The sequence below is a fragment of the Mycobacterium sp. TH-M82 genome (genome assembly GCF_057473605.1).
In genome coordinates this window covers 1-18,140 of sequence record NZ_JBYCKY010000392.1, presented here as the reverse complement: position 1 = coordinate 18,140, position 18,140 = coordinate 1, and the positions used below count along the sequence as shown (strand labels likewise).

General features: G+C 60.9%; 12 protein-coding genes and 2 pseudogenes. All 14 read right to left on the bottom strand.

All coding sequences use genetic code 11. From position 1 onward, the window contains the following. Positions 1-57: 57 nt before the first annotated feature. Positions 58-411: a helix-turn-helix domain-containing protein gene (locus AC2VON_RS12135; protein WP_486953190.1), complete on the bottom strand. Its 354-nt coding sequence runs from the start codon at positions 409-411 to the stop codon at positions 58-60. Then, positions 408-1,511 carry a tyrosine-type recombinase/integrase gene (locus tag AC2VON_RS12130; RefSeq protein ID WP_486953189.1) on the bottom strand — a complete coding sequence of 368 codons (1,104 nt, stop codon included), beginning with the start codon at positions 1,509-1,511 and terminating at the stop codon, positions 408-410. Before AC2VON_RS12130 ends, AC2VON_RS12135 begins: the two co-directional genes overlap by 4 nt. 432 nt (positions 1,512-1,943) lie before the next feature. Then, positions 1,944-2,936 (bottom strand): DUF3644 domain-containing protein, encoded by a 993-nt coding sequence (locus AC2VON_RS12125; RefSeq protein ID WP_486953188.1) that lies wholly within the window; start codon positions 2,934-2,936, stop codon positions 1,944-1,946. A 67-nt stretch (positions 2,937-3,003) separates the two neighbouring features. Next, positions 3,004-3,210: pseudogene (locus tag AC2VON_RS12120) on the bottom strand (IS3-like element ISAar46 family transposase); the annotation flags it as partial. Between the two features lie 6 nt (positions 3,211-3,216). After that, entirely contained in the window at positions 3,217-4,146 is a 930-nt protein-coding gene (locus AC2VON_RS12115) for an S-4TM family putative pore-forming effector (protein ID WP_486953187.1), read from the bottom strand. A 9-nt stretch (positions 4,147-4,155) separates the two neighbouring features. Then, positions 4,156-4,980, bottom strand: a complete 825-nt coding sequence (locus AC2VON_RS12110; protein WP_472436030.1) for an SMODS domain-containing nucleotidyltransferase — start codon at positions 4,978-4,980, stop codon at positions 4,156-4,158. Between the two features lie 42 nt (positions 4,981-5,022). Continuing rightward, positions 5,023-8,004 (bottom strand): restriction endonuclease, encoded by a 2,982-nt coding sequence (locus tag AC2VON_RS12105; protein WP_486953186.1) that lies wholly within the window; start codon positions 8,002-8,004, stop codon positions 5,023-5,025. Next, positions 8,004-10,040 (bottom strand): site-specific DNA-methyltransferase, encoded by a 2,037-nt coding sequence (locus AC2VON_RS12100; protein ID WP_486953185.1) that lies wholly within the window; start codon positions 10,038-10,040, stop codon positions 8,004-8,006. Before AC2VON_RS12100 ends, AC2VON_RS12105 begins: the two co-directional genes overlap by 1 nt. A gap of 59 nt (positions 10,041-10,099) precedes the next feature. Beyond that, on the bottom strand, positions 10,100-13,006 hold the full coding sequence (locus tag AC2VON_RS12095; protein ID WP_486953184.1) for an SNF2-related protein: 2,907 nt from the start codon (positions 13,004-13,006) through the stop codon (positions 10,100-10,102). Positions 13,007-13,115: 109 nt separating this feature from the next. Then, positions 13,116-13,961, bottom strand: a complete 846-nt coding sequence (locus AC2VON_RS12090; RefSeq protein WP_486953183.1) for a hypothetical protein — start codon at positions 13,959-13,961, stop codon at positions 13,116-13,118. Then, positions 13,958-14,995, bottom strand: a complete 1,038-nt coding sequence (locus AC2VON_RS12085; RefSeq protein WP_486953182.1) for an ATP-binding protein — start codon at positions 14,993-14,995, stop codon at positions 13,958-13,960. The genes AC2VON_RS12090 and AC2VON_RS12085 overlap by 4 nt, the downstream gene beginning before the upstream one ends. Positions 14,996-14,997: 2 nt before the next feature. Next, positions 14,998-17,049 carry a Mu transposase C-terminal domain-containing protein gene (locus AC2VON_RS12080; protein WP_486953181.1) on the bottom strand — a complete coding sequence of 684 codons (2,052 nt, stop codon included), beginning with the start codon at positions 17,047-17,049 and terminating at the stop codon, positions 14,998-15,000. Further along, the gene (locus AC2VON_RS12075; protein ID WP_486953180.1) at positions 17,046-17,687 is read right to left on the bottom strand and encodes a TnsA-like heteromeric transposase endonuclease subunit; all 642 of its coding nucleotides are present in this window, start codon (positions 17,685-17,687) and stop codon (positions 17,046-17,048) included. The genes AC2VON_RS12080 and AC2VON_RS12075 overlap by 4 nt, the downstream gene beginning before the upstream one ends. Positions 17,688-18,054: 367 nt before the next feature. Beyond that, positions 18,055-18,140 (bottom strand): annotated as a pseudogene (locus tag AC2VON_RS12070) (type II toxin-antitoxin system PemK/MazF family toxin); the annotation flags it as partial.

The following is an 18,140-nucleotide window of genomic DNA, read 5'->3' as shown; positions in this document are numbered from 1 at the left end:
TCGGCGGCTCCGTTCGTGACGGGTGGGCGCCCACGTCGGGTGGAGCGCGGTGTGGGCTTAATCGGCGCCATCGGTGATGATGCGCGCTCGTCGGGGCCGTACTGATTTGTTGAGTTCGACGACGTTGGGCGGTGGCGAAGGTGAGGTGCCGGAGGCGGTCTTTCGCCGGCGGACATCGGTAGCGGTCACGGTCACCAGGTCCTCGACCCCGCAGCCGAGGATGTCGCAGAGGGCTGCCATCAGTTGCAGCGAGATCCGTTCGGGGCGTTGATGTACGACGCGGTAGACCTGCGGGCGTGAGAGCTGTATCCCGCGTTCGGCGAGTAGGGGGATCAGCTCGGTGCTGTTGTGCATGCCGTGGGCGGCCATCAGCTCAGCAAGGCGCCAACTGTAGTCGACTTCGCGTTTCACGATGTCTCCTCTCCGAGCGCAAGCGCATCCTTGACGGTGCGATCAAGCACCTGACGCAGGGTCCGGGTCCGAAAATCACTGGAGACACCCGTGTACAGCGAGGTAGTGCTGGCGTATTCGTGGCCGGCTTGATCCTGGACGAACTTGGCGTCCCAACCGTCTTCGATGAGATGGGTGATGTAGGACCGGCGAAATGAGTGCATGTCGAGTCCGTCGGACAGGCCGAGGTCCTGGCAGTAGCGCCGAAACCTGCGCAACAGCGTCCTCTCGGCGACCAGGGCGCCGCGCTCGCTGGGAAACAGGTCGATGCCGTCGTCCATATAGGGTTGCCCATGGGTCAGCCAGTCGGCGACGACTTCCGGCGTCCAGTCGAACACGGTCAGCACGGTACGGCGTTTGGGTGGCGATCCTTTCTTGGCCTTGCCGTAGCGGACCTTAACCACGCCGTAGTGGCCGAACTCTCGAGCGTGGGTATTGCGGGAAAAGTCGACCGTCTGCAGGTGTCGTAGTTCGTTGAACCGTAACCCGTAGGAGTAGGCGACCTTGAACATCACGGCATCGCGGTAAGCCGGTAACCAGCCCTTCTTCCTGGAATTGGCGATCACGGTGACCTGGTCGTCGGCGTGGTCGAAGAAGTCCTGCAGCTCTTGTTTGGTGAACGGCCGTTTCTCGGGGGACTGCTCGTTGTCCTGGACATGGGTCGCGCTGTTCCACGCGAAGAACACCTGGGCAGGATGGGTGCCGAACCGCTGCTCGCAGACCCGGTCCCAGCCGTAGTCCGGGTCGGCGATGTAGGAGCAGAACAGCCGCAACGTATTTTGATAGCCGCGCACCGTGGACTGCCGGCGACCTTTGATGCTGCGCAAGTCGCCGAAGAACTCCTCAACGATGGCCGGCGTCCACGACCACGGGAACTCGTTGGTCTGGTCGATGAACCGCCGGACCGTCGCGATCCGAGGCTCGATCGTGTCGTGGGCCAGGTTGCGACACAGCTGCTGGTTGCGCCAGCCATCGAGCATCTCATCGACGGTCTGGACTTCGGGATGCAGCAGCGGCACCGAGCCCACGAGGAACACGCGACCGCTCTTGTCGACGGGCAATCCGGCCTCCCAACCCCTGTATCATCCGATGAATCATTGAATCATCTGATGAATCAATACCACATCCGTGCAGGTAGGTCCATCGCATCGGCAACGTTTGGTCGGCCAGGGTCGAGGAAGCCGGCTCGATAAGGGCACCGGGTTGGGTGGATTACATCGCGAATGCCGCTGTTGTCCTTGCGCTTTGGCCTCCATGGGCGGCGCAGGCGGACGAAGCCTGTGTCCGGTCTCAATTTAGTTGTCGGGTTCGACCTGGTAACCGCCAATTCAACTGAGACGTGCCGTTAGCGTTGCGTCGCAATATAGTTGGCGGTTCAGGATTCTATGGAACGACCGGCAGGGGGAGTCTCGGGCGCGCAGAAATTCAGAATCTGGACTTCTTCTTGCGCCGACGGAAGGCCCGCTCTTTCGCTCCCGGCAGCTGCAGGAGGCTCACTGCTGCAGGTGCTCCCGATATTCCGCGCGAATCGCGTCGTATTGCTCATCAGTCAACGATGCCAAGTAGCTGACCGCGTCGCCTGACCAGACGTGCGCGGCCCCGTTGCTGTGCTTCCACGCGTACTTGGTGTTCTCGCGCAGCGACTCCTTCCAACAGATCGCCTGGTAGTCATACGTCGTCAGCTTCCGGCCCTTGTGCTTCTCGTTCACCTTGTCGAGTAGCTCTGTCGTGCTGTACGGGTGAGTCTGGTTTGGGTCGGTTTTGCGCACGACGATTTGCCCGTCCGCGGTCGGCGAGACGGCGACGACGAGATCGGCGCTGGTCATCTTCTTCACCGACTGCATGTTGATGTCGTAGACCGTTGCCACGCGCGCCATGTCGCTGCCAGCGGCCTCGACGTCGTCCATGAGGTGTCGCAGCTCATCAATGAACTCCTGCACTTCAGCCACCATCGTGGCGTTCCTGTCGACCTTCATGAACTGAACTGCGTCGGCCGGCGCCGTTGCTCCCAGTGGCAGCAGTTGCCAGGTCATCGAGTCGGCCAGATCCTTCTTGAACTTCGCCAGCATGAAGTCCCGGTAGTTCAGGACGTTCTGCTGCAGGAAGGGGTAGATCACCGCACCCAACCCTTGCGCGTTGTAAAGATGGATGGCTCGATCTCGGTACTCAGCCAGCGCCTTAACGTTGGCAGTGGCCGCAGGACCATCGATGCTGGCGGGCCAGAGCTTGTTCGCGCTGACCCTCCCCAGCGCGTCGTCGAGCCCGACTGAGCGGTACCGCTCGCCCCGCTGCTTCGGGTAGAAGATCGAGCGGTTCTTCTGCCGCAGCGTAGCCTTGAGCGCCAGCTCCCAGGCGTTAACAATGAGCATGACGGTGACCTCGTCGCGGTACGTCATCTGCGGCTTGTTGTAGACCTCGACCGCAGCCAGCATCGCCGCGAGCGAGTTGTCCACCAGCCGTTTGATCGAAACGTACGGCGCACTCATCGGATGCTCCCTCAGTTGACTCGATTGGTGATGCGGAATTTGTCAAGGCGTTTGAGTCCATCGGGTGTTAAGCGGCTGTCGTGTCGGCCTCCTGGGCTGGTGGGTTGATCCAGACGGTGTCGGGCAGGTGCAGGATCTTCGGTGCGCGGGTGGTGCCGAAGCGGTGCGGGTGTCGGGCGCGGGCGTCGGTGAGCACGGCTTGCCGGTCGACGGCCTTGGCGGCGGCCAGCCCGAAGTGCACGTCGGCGGGCGTGTGTAGCCCGATCCCGGTATGTGGTTGTCATTCGCCCTGCTGGCGAGCACGCTTGCTCAACTGCGCGGCGGCGGCTGACATCGCTGCCTCGTTCTTTCGACGCTGGAGCTTGTAGATGAAATCCGGGACTGCGGGCGTGTCGCGACGGAGCTCGAAAAGCGACTCCTGCCAGACGCGCAGGTTCTCGCCGGTGATCGACTCATCCTCGTTGCCGATTCTGCTTTCGATCTCTCGATAGAGCGCCTCGCGGTCTTTTGCCGAGCGCACGATCGCGACGATGTACTCGGTCACATCGAGGAACGCAGGTAGCAGCGGCAGGACGACCCCGAGCAGGAATGTCACGAGCGTCAGCCCGGTGACGACACAGATCGTGGTGAGTGCCACTGCCCAGAGCACAGCAACTACCGACCAGACGATCCCGGTAGACCTCAGGAGGCGATAGCTGTATGCGGCGTTCGAGCGTTGAGCGATCGCAACCGCAACTTCGCCCGGATCGTCTTCGGCGACGACGTACCAGCCAAGCATCTCCTCCTGCTCGGCAACGGCGACGAGCTCCCCGTCAGGCCCAGCGGCCAGCGAGATGTCCTCAAGCGATGGCAGCTTCGGGCGAGGCGTCCCCGAGGGCATGCCGTAGACGTAGAAGTCGAACTGCTCCTGCACGGCAGCAGCCTGCTCCGTGCTCTTCTTCTGACCGTGCATCAGCAGAGTGCGTCCGAGGAAGAGCCACGCTCCCGCGATGCTGCCAACCACCACACTGCTCTGAGGCCAGATCACCGCAACGATGGGCGCGGCGAAGCCGATGACGAGCATCCCGAACCAGCGAATTGAGACCCAACGCTTGGCACGCGAGTACAGACGTTTCTGGGCGATGAGAAGGCGCAACGCATCGGGTTCGTCCTGACGGCTCAGGAGCGTCACTCCTGTCGCGGGTGGGGTGTAATCGCCAGTATCTGTCATGGTCGGCTGCTACCTGTTGAAGAGCAGCTTCAACTGCTCGATTGCCTGGGCGTGCTTTCCGTCCGCCTCAAACTCCCGGGCTTTGTTGGCGCGGACGACGGCGGTGCCAAGCTTGGAGAGCGCGTCCAGTCGGTTCGCTTCCGACGAGCATGCCCCGTACCGCGAACCCAGGCCGGTTGGGTCGTTCATCGCCGCCAGGTTCGCGTCGTACATCTTGTCGAGCGCGAGATAGAGATCCCAGAAGGGCAAGTACGCTGACTCACCGTCGAGATGTTTGGCGCCCCGCATCTCGAGGTAGCAGGACGAAATCGGGACGTTGCGAAGGTACTTCCAGATCTTCAACTGACGAGCGAGCGTCTTCGCCCCACCGTTGTGCTTACTGTTGATCGAGTTGACATACTCGTTGTGCTCTTCTGGATGACTCTTCATCCAGCCACCGGCGGGGTTGGCAATCCAATAGCCGCTGTCGCTGATGAACCCGGGAACAACCTCAACCAATCCATCTGAAAAGTTGCAGACGACGGCAGGCTGGCGGATCACAACGCTGGTCCCCGGGAAGCGCTGCTGAAGCGCTTCCTTGACCTTAGTCAGTGTCGTCCACGGTGATGCTGGTTTGTCGCCCTTGAGCGATACGAGATAGTCGGCGTCGCTGTACTGCCAGATACCCGTGCCGTGCCGCAGTGAACCGATCTCGAACATGCGGTAGATGCCGATAGCAGCATCCAACCGCGACTCGATCGAGGCGCGGTGGCTCCTGGCCGCGTCGAACTGCGTCGACGTCGGCGTGTAGAGGCTCGTCAGGCTGTTCAGCCACGATCGGGCAGTCTCACTCATCGCTGAGGTCTCCGAACGACATTGCTATCGAGTACCTGTTCGTCATAGCCGCCACGCTCCCGGCACCGCCCGCGCGTAATTTTCGACACCGATGGCTTCGAAGTGGTGCTTGGCGGACTTGATCTTCGCCAACTCGATGGGACGAAGCTTCGAATCATCGAGAGTGCTCTTCGTCTCGCGGATCATGTAGATCCGGTCTTCGCCGCCCTCGTGCTTGATGATCGCCCAGTCGGGGTTGTAGGGGCCAACGGGTGTGTCGATCTTGAACTTCGTGGGGAGTTTCATGAACAGCTTGATGTCCTCGCGTGAGTCGAGTAGCTCGGCGAACTGGCGCTCAACGTCGGAATCGAAGACGACGTAGTCGAAGTCCGTCTTTTGGGTGTGCTGGACCTTGTACATCTGGTCAAGGAAGTGTTCCTTCTCCTCCTCGCCATCCTTCTGTAGCTCACGAAGCTCGTAGACCGACCCCGCGATCTTCTCGTACTGGATCCCCTCGACCACGATCTTGGCCAACTCGGCCTGGAGCGCACGCTTGACCATCGCGATGAAGTCGTTCGGGTTGCCGATGAACTCGCCCAACCGGCCGCTACCGATCAGGATGTCGACGATGGTCTTGCGGGTCAGGGACGTCGTCTCCTGCAGCTCCGTGATGATGTCCGGTAAGTCGTAACTGCCCTTAAGATCTGCCGAGCGGGTGCCGAGTTCTTCGCCTTTGGCTCCACCTCGAAGTAGCCGCACTCCGGCGCGAGTGATCAGGATGCGTAGTGGGTCGATTTTCGGAGCCTCGCGAACAGCCTTGACCGCATTCTTAATCAGGTCGTCACGAACAACCGTGACGCGGTAGGTCGTTTTACGGCTGATCGTCTCCCAGAACTCTTCGAATTCTGGCGTTGAGTAGAGCTGCTTGTTGGGTCTGCGCGGCTTGCGCTTGCTGACCGGTTTGACGTACTTGCCGATGTGCGCGCGCTCGACCAGCTCGATGATGGCGCCCTCCGCCCAGGCGAAGTCGGCCGGCAGGTCGAGGCTGAAACCGAGCTGGTTCGGCTGGAACTTCGAGGTGACGGTGCCTTCCTTGTCGATGAAGTCCTTGTCCTTGAGGTGTTCCCATACGAGCAGGGAACGCTGGTACCCGAACTGGTCGTCGGTGGGGGCGCCGTTCTCGTCCTGTAGCGGGATCTTCGAGAACTCGGCTTTGCGCACCCGGCCGATCTCAACGCCGGCCTCCTTGTACTCCTTCTGCAGGGCATCCGCGAACTTCGTGTACGACTCGTTCGCCACCACCGTCAGTGTCGCGACTCCACGGTCGGCTACCCGGGCGTAGCCGTCCTCGGTCTTCGCAACGGGCAGACGCAGGCCGCGCCCGAGGGTCTGGCGGCGTTCGGTCTCGGCGCCCATCTCGCGCAGAGTGCATATCTGGAAGACATTGGGGTTGTCCCAGCCCTCGCGCAGGGCGGAGTGGCTGAAGATGAACCGTACCGGCTCGTTCTCGTCGAGCAGTCGCTCCTTGTCCCGCATGATCAGTTCGTAGGCATCGTCATCGGCTTTGGTTGTGCCGGACGAGTCCTGGAACGTGGTCGTCTTGCCGCGCTTGATCTGGGAGAAGTAGGCGCGTCGAAGCTCGATCGGCGTCTGCGTGAGCAACTCTTGGTAGCGCGCGGACTTGGCACGCTCCTCGACGAAAACCTCATCGAACCAGCTCACAAAGTCGCCGTTCGCGTCATCGTTGTTGGTGCCATCGCCCAGGTAACTGGCGACCTTGTCGACGAAGAAGAGGCTGAGCACCTTGATGCCCTTCGCGCGCAGCATCGACTCCTTGCGTAGGTGCTCGCGGATGGTCTCGCGGATCATCTCCTTGTAAATCGCGCCGGCGGATGCGCCGATACTCTCTCCTTCCTCGAGGAAGCCGTATGTGGTGAGGTCGACGTAGGCGGGCTCGATGCTCATTTCGTTGATGCGCCAACCCTCGTAGATCGGGTTGTCGGTGATGCGCGGGTCTGAGAGTTCCTGATGCTGCTTCACACTCACGATGCGCCGTTCGAGCGATCCATCGGCCTTGCGGCAGGACAGTTCCAGCCGGGCCGACCAGGACGGTTCACGCCGCACGTCGACGAGCTTGATGTACGGCGTCGCGTCCGCGCCCTGCTGCTGCACTTCGGCAACGACGATCTGCTTTACCAGCCCGAGGTCGTGGGCATCGACTGGGTCAAGGCGGTAGACGACATTGCGCTGCTTCTTGTGGGTCGCGCTGTAGCGCAGCGTGAAGACGGGGTCGAGTTCGCCAATTGCCGACTGTGAGAGCTGAGACTCCATATTTTGCGGCTCGTCCATGATGACGACCGGGTGAGTCGCCTTCAGGTAGTCAATGGGCCGCAGGCCGTTCAACTTGTCACGGGTCTGATGGATGATGCGGGTGTTCGCGTTGCCACGGATCGAGTCGATCGTCATGATGAGGATCTGCACATTCGTCGACGTTGCGAACGACTGCACTTCCTCGGCGCTCTTGCCGCTGTAGATCGAGGCATCGAACGTGATGCCCTGCGGCTTGTAGAGGTTCTCGAAGTGCTCTCGCATGAGCCGGATGCTCGTGCTGACGCCCTCCCGGATTGCAACACTGGGCACGAGAATGACGAACTTGGTGAAGTTGTACCTAACGGCCAGATCGAAGATCGTGCGCAGGTAGACATAGGTCTTGCCGGTGCCTGTCTCCATCTCGATGTCGAAATCGAGCGCATCGTCGTAGAGCTGCGGTGCGACCTCAAGACCGCTCCGATCCTGCACCCGCTGGAGATTCGCGAGGATCAGGTCGTGATCGAGCACGAGGCTGTTACCAACGGCACCAACCTCCTGAGTGAGGTCGATATCAAGCGCTCCCTCTTCCGAGTCGGGCAGCACTGCCGCACCACGCAGCGCCGTGACGAGCTTCTCCGCATCTTTCGGCTGCCCGTCGAACAGGTCGACCACGGATGCGATCGCATCCAGCTGATACGGCTGGCTGGCGTCGAACTGAAATCCTGATCCGCTCATCACGCCGTCCAGAGCTCTATGCCCTTGCTCTTTGCGAGCTCGGCAAGGTTGGTCTTGAGTTCGTCGTCGCCCTGGAAGGCGTCTTCGAGGATGATGATCCGTGTCGGAGACTCGTCGACGAGGGCGCGGAGCTGCTCAAGGGTTGGCTTGGTGTGTTCGTCTAAGTAGGCGAGCACGGCGATGTCTCCGTCGCGGTCACGAACGAGTCGGACGTCGAGTCCCCCCACCGCAGCCGGCGAGACAGCCTCGGTCAAAGAGTAGCCCTGCTTAAGCAGGATCTCGGTTACCAGCTCATCGGCCGTCGCCTCGTCAGTCGCACTGTCGCGGAGGCTCAGCAGGTGCTGTTGGAGGGCGCCCTCCTCGATATCGCTCGACAGTCGCCACTTGGAAAAGCTTGTGTCGGCGAGCCTGTACGCACGGAAGCCGATATCGACCGTGTCGCCTGTATCGAACTGACCATCGGTGACTCCGACAAGTTCTTGCCCAGCTAGATCAATACGTTTTTTAGAGAGTTGGGGAATCGTCTTGAAGCCAGCCTTGCGAGCCTCCGACCCATCTTCAGTTGGCTGGGGGAGCTGCACCATAATGAAACGGCGACCACCATGGTCGCGGGCATTCAGGAGCATTGCGGCGTGGGCTGTCGACGCGCTACCCGCGAAAAAGTCAAGAATTATTTCCCCGGGCCCACACCCAACTTCGATCAGATAAGCGAGGAGATCTGTTGGCTTGGGGTAGCTGAACATCAACCCCATTTGCGCGAGTTCAGAACTCGCTTTCTCGGTGGTCCCCATGTTCCTGAGGACCGACAATATATTCCGCGCTTTGCTTCCGCGTTCGCGTCGGTAGTAAATTACTCCGGTTTCAGATAGATAGAAATCGATCTCGCCAGCATCGCCGTCGGCGAATTTGACGCATCCTCCATCGATGAATTGTTTAAGCTTGTTCGCATTTGCCCAGCCCGAATAGAAACGACACTCGCGTGTCAGGACCCCGTCTTTTGCGTGCAGTTCATCGAATCGTAGCGGGAATTGAACTGAACCGAAACGCCGCTTCAGTTGATTGCTCGAGAGCTTATCTACCCTCATGGCATCAGTTAGTCCGGAGGGGAAATCCGATGGCGGGAGGCGAACCTCCGCCGTTGAGGCAACAGGGAATCCGGCCGGCAATTGTATTTCACTTGGAGGGTTTGCAGGGCCATTTTTGGTGATTGAGTTTTCTGCAATTCCCGCCCAAAGGTTGCTGTCGGCTCTCGTGTTCGGGTCAATTGCATAGCCAAACTGAGCGGTTCGGGCGTCCCGGGCATAGGTCAGAATATATTCATGATTTATCTTGATCGGAAACTGGTTATCGGTGTGCCCTTCAGTATTCCAAACGAATTGTGCAACAAAGTTCTTCTCTCCGAGTACTTCGTCACACAACCTCTTAAGATTCGACGCCTCATTGTCATCGATGGAAATAAAAATAAGGCCATCGTCCGTCAGCAGGTTTCGCGCCAGTTTGAGGCGTGGATACATCATGTTGAGCCAATTGGAGTGGTAGCGACCCTCGGTTTCCGCGTTGGTCGAGAGCTTCTTGCCTTCCTCGTTGACTTGTCGTGTCCATTCGAGGTAGGTGTCGAGTCCCTCCTTGTAGTTGTCCGGGTAGACGAAGTCCTTGCCGGTGTTGTACGGCGGATCGATGTAGATCATCTTGATCTTGGCGTGGTAGTGCTTCTGCAGGATCTTGAGCACTTCAAGGTTGTCGCCCTCAATGAAGACGTTTTTGGTGGTGTCCCAGTCCTTCGAATTCTCGAAATCGGGCTTCAGCGTCGCTGTCGTCGGCTCCTGCGCGGCACGGAGCGCACGCTTCTTTCCGGGCCAGAACAGGCCGAAGCGTTCGCTGCTGTCGGCCGCGTCACCGTCGAGCAGTTCCTTCAGTTTCTCGACATCCACTTTGCCGTCGGCGATCGCCTCGGGAATCAGATGGGCCAGCTGCGCTGCCAGCTCGGTCTGGAAGTTGGGAGTGGTGGACGGTGTTTCGTAGATCTCATCAGTCATTCAGGAGAATCTCTTTCATCTTTGCAGCAATTCGCTTCGGGTGTGCGAGTGGCTCTGGTCTATTTGGCTATCTGCCAACGGATCGTGAACAGGTGCTCCGTGTCCTGGGTTCCCTGGAGCGACTGCTCGATGAGTTCGAGGTACTTGTCGGCCTCGGTGCGGAGCTTCTTGCGCACGTCGCGGAAGTCCTCGTCGGCTTCCTCGGCGCGCTGCTCCCACTTACGAGCTTCCTTCTTGAGCCGTAACTGCTCCATCGGGTCGTCGGCCTGACGTGCCAGCCGGCGGGCTTCCTTCTCCTTGGCCCGATAGTCACGGATTGCGCCCTCGTGCTCGGCCTTGCGGTCTTGCTGGTTGCGGTAAAGCAGCTCCTCCTGCTGGTCGTAATAGCGGGAGTTGCGACCCTGGACTTCCTTCTCCAGCTCGGCCCGGCGTGCATTTAGATGCGGCGCAAAGCGGCTCTCGTCGATCACTACAGGCTGCTCACCGACCGCGATGCAAGTCAGGCCGAGGAGGTCCGCGACGTACTCCTCGTCGAGCCAGCGCCCATCGTCGCTCAATGCGCCGGCGAGCATGTAGGACTCGGAGACATCTTCGTCGCGTGCTTTCATACGAAAAGTCGTAAGGCTGACGGTCAGCTCGCCGCCGGTGCCCTCAAGTGCTCGGATCGCGCTGCTGACGCGCTCCGACTGACTGAGTGAGAACGTCAGCTCACGTGCCGGGGTGTCGTGAGCCTTTGAGCTATTGACGACGTGCTGGGCGAGCGGGCTCGCGTAGCGGTACTGGTGGGCGTTGTCGAGCGGCTGCGACTTGAAGAAATAGCGTCCGGTCGGCGCGCCCCTTACGGGTGACTCGTTCAGTACGAAGGTGCGCCCGTCGCCGTCGAAGGTGGCGAATCGATTCAGCTCGTGCCGCGTCACCGCGAGCAGAAGGCGCTCGAACTTGTTCAGCACCTCGCCGGACTGTGCGTCATAAGCCTTCAGACGATCCTGCACGTGCGGGTCGAGGTTGTCGAAGACCTTGGCCTTGGCGCTGGCCATCTCGCATGAGATCTCGCTGGCGTACTGGCCCTCGAGCTCCTTGAACGCGGCATCCAGCTCGCTGGCAGACTTGCAACGGGTGAGGATGTCGTTGATCGTCTTCTCGAAGTCCAGGCCATCCTCGATCGCGCCGAGCACTTCGTCGCTGGCGCCGAACACGCTGGAGAACAGCTGGAACTTGTTCGTCAGCAACTCCAAGATGCGCTGCTCGGCGATGTTGCCCTTGTTTGAGAAGTTCACGACGACGACGTTGTGCTTCTGCCCGAAGCGGTGTACGCGACCAATCCGCTGCTCGACACGCTGCGGGTTCCATGGCAGGTCGTAGTTGACGAGCATCGAACAGAATTGCAGGTTAATACCTTCGGCCGCTGCCTCGGTGGCGATCATGATCGTGCCCTCGTTGCGGAAGTAGTCCACAAGCGCCTTGCGTCGATCCACGGCAGCTATGCCGGTGATCAGGTCACCGTCCTGGTTGGCATTGAGCCAGCCCTGGTAGATCGTCGTCTGCTCGGCCAAGTTGTTCGAGCCGTTGAATAGCACCAGCCCGTCACCGCGACCAGCCCCTCGAAGGGAACGCGCGATGTAGTCCTGCGTTTTGGTCGAATCCGTGAAGATGATGGCCTTCTCAGGAGCGCCCAGCTCGCGAAGCCGCTCGAATCCGAGGTCGAGCGCCTCGATGAGCTTGACGGCCTTCTGGTTCACCGTGATCGACCGCGCCAAGGCCGCGTACTCGTGCAGCTCGGCAACCTCGGCTCTCATGGCCTGCAGGAGAGTCTCGTCCAGCGACCCAGATGTTGACGGTGCGCCACGGCCAGGCCCAGCTGTCTCGATCTCCTCGGCGTCCTCCAGTTCCTCGCTGGTGATCTCGTCATCGACTGCGAAGTCAGTGGTGACCAGACCGCCACGGCCGTCGCGTCGCTGCCCGGCGGCGACCTCGTCTGCCAGACGCTTGGCGATGTTTTCCAGGGTGCTGGCGACGGCATAAGTCGACGATCCGAGGCGCTTACGGATGATCAGGGCGGAGAGATGACGCTGTGACCCCGCGAAGGCGAACAGCTCGTCGCGCTGCAAATAGTCGTTCACCAGGTCATACAGACGTACTTCGGCGGCGGACGGGGTGAACTCGACTGTCAGCGGCAGCCGTTTGGTGAAGTGGATGTACTTGTCCGCGTCGCGCCGCAGCGTGCGCTTCGAGACCGTCGCGACGCGCTCAACGAGGTCGTCATCGCCGCCAATGTCGCGGTTTTTGACGTACCGCTCTCGAAACGCATCAAGCGAGTAGAAGTAGCCCGGGTCGAAGATCGACACCAACCCGTACAGTTCCTCAAGCTTGTTCTGCAGCGCTGTCGCCGTGAGCAGCACGGTCTTGTGGGCGCCCTGCAGGATATGCGCTACAGCTTCGGCGGCCTTGGTCTTGCCCGTCCAGTAGTTCCGCAAACGGTGCGCCTCATCCGCGACCACCAGATCCCACGCCTTGAGCACGGAGGTCTCATGCCGGAGTGCGAACTCGTAGGAGCAGATCAACACCTCCGACGAGCGTGAGCCCGCCTGAGCAAGAAGGGAGTCCTTCGACTTCGGATCGAGGATGGCAGACGGGATCAAGAACTTCTCGTACAGCTCCTGCTGCCACTGCTGCCGCAAGCTCGACGGAGCCACGACCAGGATGCTGCGACGACGCTCCGCCCAGTACTGCGAGATGACGATGCCCGCCTCGATCGTCTTTCCGAGGCCCACCTCATCAGCCAAGATGACGCCTGGCAGGAACGGTGTCTGCAACGCGAACAGCGCGGCATCGATCTGGTGCGGCTTGGGCTCCACTTGCGCATCGAATAGTAGGCCGGCGAGCTTGCCGACGTGGTCGTTCGCGTAGCTGCGCTGCAGCTCGTGTGCGTAATACTTGGCTTGATAGTTGGTGAGCTGGAACGTCATCGATGCCCCTTGGTCCCAGCGATCGTCAGCAAGCCCCGAAACAGGGGATTGGGCGCAGTAGGCCGGACTCGCGCCCTGCTCCGCGAGCTCGGCGCCTCAGACAACGCACTCACGGTCGGACCACCACGGGTTCCTGAATAAACCGCAGGATGTTGTAGTACGTGTCGCGCATTGGTACTCCGTAAATGCGGGCATCTCGCCGGCGTGCGGTCAAATGCGTGATCGCCGTCCACACCCGGTTGGTTGCTCGCCACGGGTCTGCATCGTTGTGAGCAGGGATGATCTTCTCCACTTCTCGCGCAACCATCGAACTGCGCCGAGCTGAGTCGGTGTCAGGATCTGTTGCTGCGCAAAGAAATTCGGGTAAACACAGTAGCCGAGCGATCTTGACTTGCTCGGGATACGTCAATGCATCGACAGCCTCTATACCGAATTCATTCCTGCGGCGGTCGATCTCGCTAGCGCCGATGATCGCCGGACTGGCGCATTCTCGACCAATCAGCATGGGAAGGGAATCGTGCAGGACGTCCCGAGCGGCAAGGTGTCGCCGGAAGTGCCGCTCCGCGGCGAGAGCGGGGAAGTAGCCGTGCAGATCTATCTGCGGAGAGCCCAGCCACCGCCTGTGCCGAACACACACCAGCCCGATGCCGGTGAGCTTCCCCCGGGCGGACTCGCCCCTGGTACAGCGGAGGCAAAGCGCCCGCTCGGTGACCTCCTGGTCGAGGACGTAGTCAGGGGCGGTGAAGGAGTCCGTCTGTAGCCCGCCCAGACATCGCCATGCCCGTAGACGATCGGGGTCGCGACGGTTGCTCGACCTGATGACGCCACGCTCGCGCAAGGCGCGATCAACATCGGAAGGACTGCAGAAGTTTCGGGCCGCGTGGCGTCGCGTGTACGAGTCCAGGCTCTCGCCGTGAAATGCGCGCGTGCGAACTGGTAGGGGAGTGATCGTCATTCAGCCCTCTTTAACGGCATTGGAGCCGGAGCGTCGCCCTCTACTGTCCGCGCCGCGGCCTCTTCCGCTGCGAAATCGGTGGCGGTCAGGTCGAGGAGCTTCCTGTTGATCAGCTCTTCACCATTCAGGATCGCAGCGATGGCCGCGTCGTTGAGGAGTGCGCGGAGTGACCCGATGGAGCCTCCGGTGCGGTCGTAGAGGTAGGTCGCCTCGGTTTCGAGGGATCCGGCGACATGCCGTCCAAGCGGCAACAGTGCCTCGACACCGAGGACGAGTTCGGCCCATTTGTCCCGCTGTGCCTTTGTCCCAAACTCGTATTTCCTCATCTGGTGGACGGCCATTCGGCCTTTCAGTTGGCGACCCATATGCCCGGCGAACAGATCGGCCTGAAGGAGGTCGATGCCGGCATAAATGAACGTTGCATCGAGTCTTTCGGAGAACACCTTCAACGCTGACGCGGCTTCACTGCCAGCCTGGTGATTGGTTTTGAGGTTGTGCACCTCATCGACGAGGACCAACGACACCGACAGGCTCCGCATCACCCCGACGATCTGCTCGGTCAGGTCCTGCGCGGTCGACTTATTCGGGACCAGCAGGCCGAGGAAGTTGGCGAATGCCAGCATCATCATCTTCGGGGTGGTGCCGGGCGGGACGACGGTGTAGACCACCGGGGCGAAGGCGTCGTCGTAACGGTTCAACCTGGCACGCGTGACCCGTTCATGCCGACGACCGATCAGCAGGGCAGCCGTCGACTTCCCACGGCCGGCGGACCCGGAGATTGCAAGCCCACGCCGCGCAGTGGCCGACTCCGCAGTGTTCCGCGCCATCAACACACGCGTCTGGTGTGTCAAAGCCTCTGTATCGGGCGTCTCCAGCACGACATCTGCCCCTAACCAGGCAAAGCGTTGCTGGTCATAGACGTCTTTTTCGGCAGGGGAGAGGGCACTGATCTGCTTCATGCTGAGGTGTTCGGGCTGAACATTTCGGCGGTTGACGAACTCCCGCCATGCGGCCAGCGAATCGGGTACGGCCATGGCTAATCGTCGTCCTCATCGTCGATGCGCCGAGCTGCTGCCCGCCGTGGGGTAGCACAGGCCGCGTTGATCGCGGACACGCTCGCCAGGCGCTCTTCGTCAGCGTCCGGTTCAGCCCGCTTTGTGGTAGGGGATAAGGGCGGCACCACGGGTTTGTTCACGCTGTCCCGCTTGGCAGCTCGTTGTTCTTTGACCGTCCGGGCACCACCGGTTTGGATACGGCTGATCTCGGCAAGAACATCAACACCGCTGGGGTTCTCGTCGCGCTTCTGCACTGCCTTGCGCGCCGCGCGCAGTACGTCGAGGGAGAACGGCGCCAGCGCCTTTTTCGCGAGGCTCCACTCAGCCTCGATCCATTCGCCCCGAAAATGGTCACGGACGAAGATCGACTGCAGACGGTACGGGTCGTACCGAACTTCCCATCCACCGTTCGCCGGCAGCGGTAAACCGCTCTTGACGTGACGGTAGGGATGCAGGGCCGGATGGTCGTAGTGCAGGCTTTCGAAGTTGATGCCGTAGCCCTGGATCGACCGGTAGGTCACCGGAAGCAGGCCGATGTAGTCGTCGCGATCGAGGGCGACGTTTACCGTGGGCGCGACTGATGCCAACGCCGCGTAGGCCTCGTTCGGAGTGAGATCCTTCTTCGGCATCGCCGGATGCCGAAGGCCGGGGTGTGGCTTATTCTGCCAGACCGCGACGATCCAAAGGTCGAGAAGATTCTGCACTTCAGCGAGTGTCCACATCGCCTCTGTATGCGGGGCTGCGCCGCGCTTCACGACGTTCGGCCCGACATATCCCGCGAGGTACTGAGTAAATCCACTGTTTATGGCGGCGAAGACTCGCTCCACGTGAGGCTTGTCGGTGGGAGTGCGGGGCGCCGCCTTGGTGACGCTGATCTGCAGGCGTTCGCAAGCATTGAGAAACGTCGAACCGACGTACACCTTGCCTCGATCCACGGTGATCGATTCGGGCACGATGACGGGCTTCGCGGCCACGCCGGCCCGAATCTCTTCATCACCTTCGATCATGCCGACGGGAAGGATTGAGCGCGAGAAACCCACCGATCGGCTCCAGCCGGGTTGCATCGGCAGGGGAGTCAGCGCTCGCGCGAGAAGCACGGCCGCGTCAACACTTTTCGTAGCCACCGGCCTGAGGATCGCCGAGCACAAGGTCCGGGTAGCCACGTCGAGCATCAGCGTCAGATCCACGCGCCCAGTCGACCCGTCTGGATAAATGACCATCAGATCCATCGGTGTGCTGTCGACCTCGGTCAGTTCACCTGGCCGTGACGGAGCCTGGCCCCCCCAAGTTCGGTCTGGCCGGTTCGCTTGTGTGCGCCGGGTTGTCGCATCACCGAACGGGTGCCGAGCCTTCTCAAGGCTCTCTACCGCGCGATACAGCGTGGGCCGCGAGGGCAGCGGCAAGCCCAGCTGGGAGGCTTCCAGGCTGACCTGTTTGATGACGCGGGAACGGGTTCCCGTAGAGATGTTCGTTTGCCTCTTCACGGCGTCTTCGAGAAGGGAAACTATTGCCGGGTCGATCCGTCCGGTGGGTGAGGACTGCCGCTGCATCCGTCCGTCGACCAACCCTGCCATACCATCTTGGCGGTATGCCTTGATATACCGTTCCAGACTCCGATAGCTGACAGGGGTTTTCGCTGCCGCCAACTCGGAGACCTTCGCGGCAATGCGATCCTTCAGCGGAAGTTTCGAGTCGTACTCACGGCGTATCGCTATCGATGAGTCTTCATCGCGTCCGTCGAGCTCCGCGGGAAGTTGGCCGGTCAGCACTTCAACGACGTGGCGACGGAGGAACAACACGCGTTCGCGGGCAACAGGATCTAACGTCTCCAGTATGGCGGCTGAGTCAAGCTGCGGTAGGCGGTCGGGGACGTCGGGAAGGTAGCTCTCGTCGCCGAGAAGTTCGGCCACGCCGATCTTGCGAATGCGGCCTGAAATGAGCTCTTTGAGTGCCAGTTGTGGTCCATCCTGAGCCACGACCTGCCACGTCTGGCCGTCATAATTCAGCATGTCGAAGAGGCGAACCGTCTTCATGCCCACACCTCGCTGGACATCGAAAGCGGCCGAGTCAAGTCTGCTGACAGCTTTCTGCGCCATATCAGGTGCAGCACATTTGCGGTGGTGACCTCGATGCTTCGGCCGGTACGCGAGCTGGCTTCGTCGAGACCGACTTGCAGTGGCACCGGTGCTGCGAAGCAGTGCTCGATCGACTCTGCGAGCCCTGCCGAGGGAGCGTTGCGGTCGTGCCGATATCCGGCAAGCCAGCGCAGGTTTTGGGCTAGCTCCGGCGGCAAGCCCGTGAATACCTCGTATTCCCAGCCGATTTCATCGCACACTTTGCGTGTCAAGGCGGACTGCTCGGCATGCTTCTCGGCTGCCTTCGGGGTACGTACGTCGATCAATCGGCCATCGCCGTTGGCAAGTCGAACGAAGAAATCCGGTACGTGGTCGCGGTTTCCCTTTGCGGCACGGGGCCAGAGCAGCGCCAGTGGCTGCGCCGCGATGGCGACAATGTCAGGTGCACTGTCCGCCACCAGCAGGTACTCGCGCTCCAGGAGCGACTCGAAGTCCACGTGACGGCGGTTCGTGCTCGACCAGTAGAGGCCTTCGTAGTTCCGTTTACCTGGCCACGAGAAAAACTCGCGGATGGGGGTGGCGCGCTCGGCGGCCACGGATCCGGCGTCCGGCGACAGCTGGATGTTATGAACAGTCCCGTCTACGCACGCCAACACTCGCGTCACATCGGTGACGTTCCGCGGTAGCGAGCGCAGACGTGGAGCTGCCATTCGACTCCTTCAAATCTCGCCGCTGACAGTACGGCAGTGGTACGACATTAACCGCCAACTTCGATGAGACACGGACGGCACGCCGAAAACCGCCAGATCAATTGAGAAATCCGCCAGATAGATTGAGACAGGACAGCCTGGGCGGGCAGGGGCTGATTCATCTGATGAAAACGGCGAGCTTTACTTGACATAATGTTGCTTATCGGTACTTAACCGTTGCGAGTTATATTGTGTCGCAGTGGATTTCGGGAGCTTAGAGGTCCAGCACCCGACGAAGCCCGCGCTCGACCTCGTGCATCAGACTCGGCGGCACATTTCCTACTCGATCGGTGAGGTCAG